1 protein-coding gene and 1 pseudogene are annotated in these 2,270 nt (G+C 64.4%); both read left to right on the forward strand.

Annotated features, from left to right (window positions below):
* The first annotated feature begins 779 nt into the window (after positions 1-779).
* The gene (locus ACYVDE_RS20650) at positions 780-1,997 is read left to right on the forward strand and encodes a DUF4861 domain-containing protein (protein WP_460503424.1); all 1,218 of its coding nucleotides are present in this window, start codon (positions 780-782) and stop codon (positions 1,995-1,997) included.
* 14 nt (positions 1,998-2,011) lie between these two features.
* Positions 2,012-2,270 (forward strand): annotated as a pseudogene (locus tag ACYVDE_RS20655) (ROK family protein); the annotation flags it as partial.

Here is a 2,270-nt window from a genome sequence, read left to right on the forward strand (position 1 = left end):
CCCGCCGAGGTGGTGGGCAACGGGCTGCGCCTCACGCGGGTGCCGCCCCGCGCCCACTACCCGGTGCGCGTCATGGTGGTGGCGTGGCAATATGGCATCGCGGGCCGCTTTCAAAGCGCCGAGCCGGTGACGCGCAGCTTTTACCTGACGCGGTAAGTGGAGCGGCGGCGGGCTGTGGTCCTGAGCTCAGCAAAGCATCGCCGGGGGCTGACACCAACTTAATGACGTGGCTTCGCTGGCTCTTTCACATTTGCGGCCCTTGCGTGGTCCCTGCTCTCGCCACCCAGGTATTGCGAAAACCCACAATCTACCACCGAGCTAGAAGCGCTAACCATGCGTTGCCGGCTCATTCTCCCTGCTCTGATGCCCAATCCCGTCCCGCGAATCGTAGCGGCCCAAAAACTAGGAGCAGTCGAAACCCAACACACACTAACGGCAATACTTCAGGAACTACACCCCGATTCCCCCCTTTCTCCACAACAGGCGCAGCAGTTTAGCCAGTGCTGCGCTAAGCTGACGGTGCAGGTGGCTACTGCCGAGAGTCTGTTACTCGCGGCTGACCGGTGCTTTAATTACGCGTACCCAGCGGGCGGCGGCCCTGCCATGGCCTGTCCGCGGCATCCGGTTTGATGACTCGAATCTTGCGGGCGCACTTGGCTCCGAGTCTGGACGATGCCTGAAGCGGATAAGCAACTTGGTATAAATCTTATCAATCAGGAGGGGTCAGAAAGGTTGGCGGAAGCGGTGGCTGGTATTTCGCACCGCATTTACTTCCTACTATGCCTTTTCCCACCCACCTGCTATTATTGGCGGGCACGTTGGCCGCCCGCCCCGCCCCGCCTACCGCTGCCCCCACGTACACCGTAACGGTGAAAAACCGGCTCGCCCTGGCCCGCCGGGCCGAAACCATTAGCGTGCCGGCCGCCGACCTATGTAGCCTGCTGCGGCAGTACGGGGCCGATAACCTGCTGGTAAAGAACGCGGCCGGTAAAATCCTGGTGAGCCAGCCCATCGACAACGACGGCGACGGCAGCATCGACGCGCTGCTGTTTCAGACCGACATCGCGGCCGGCGGCACCCAGAAATTCACCGTCAGCGGCCTGAAAAACGGCGCGGCGCAGCAGCCCAAAAGCCAGGTCACGACCTTCTCGCGCCTCGTGCCTGAGCGCACCGACGACTACACCTGGGAAAACGACCGGGTGGCCTTCCGCACCTACGGCCCCGAGGCCGAGCGCCTCGTGGTGGCCAAGCAGCCCGGCGGCACCCTCACCAGCGGCATGGACTGCTGGCTCAAGCGGGTGCCCTATTCCATCATCGACAAGTGGTACGCGGCCAACGTGAAGCAGGCCGGCTACTACCACATCGACCACGGCGAGGGCTACGACCCCTACCACGTGGGCGACAGCCGGGGCTTTGCCGGCATCGGCGTGTGGGACAAGGACTCGCTCTACGTCTCGCGCAACTTCATCAGCTACAAGACCTTGGCCAAAGGCCCCATCCGCACGCTGTTTGAGCTGAGCTACGCGCCCTGGCAGGCCAACGGCCGCACCATCACGGAGAAAAAAATCATCAGCCTCGACCTAGGCTCTAACCTCACGCGCTTCGAGGAGCGCATTTCGGCCGACCAGCCGCTGCCCAACGTCACCATCGGCACCACGCTGCACGCCGAGCCCAAGGGCGTGCGCGGCGAGGTGAAGGGCGAGCCCGCGCAGGGCTGGTTCCGCTACTGGGAGCCGATGGACAGCGCGCAGCTCGGTACCGGCATCGTGCTGGCCCCCGGCCAGGTGCAGGGCTGGAAAGACCGCCGCACCAAGGCCAAAGAGCAAAGCCACCTGCTGGTGATGGCCACGCCGCAGGCCGGCCGGCTGGTGTATTACGCCGGCTTTGGCTGGACCAAAAGCGGGCAGTTTAAGACGGCCGCCGACTGGGACGCCTACCTGGCCGATTACGCCCGGCGCGTCGCGTCGCCCCTCGTCGTCACCGTCTCCCGCCGCTAAGCCCTTCTATGAAAATGAACGCATTTACCAAAGAAAACACGTTGTGGGGCCTCGACATGGGGGGCACCAAGATTGAGGGCGTCATCCTGAAATCGGCGGCCGAGCCGGAAGTCCTGTTCCGCGACCGGGTGCCCACGGGGGCCGGTCACGGTTACACCCACATTCTGGGGCAGGTCAAGAAGCTGGTCGACCACATGAGCGCCACCGTGGGCTATCGGCCCACCCGCCTGGGGCTGGCCACGCCCGGCACCACCGTGCCGCGCACCGGCCTGC

Source organism: Hymenobacter agri (genome assembly GCF_054778495.1).

Bases quoted from the DNA above. Each gene is read 5' to 3' on its own strand.
- ACYVDE_RS20650 (WP_460503424.1), top strand. From the start codon at position 780: ATGCCTTTTCCCACCCACCTGCTATTATTGGCGGGCACGTTGGCCGCC.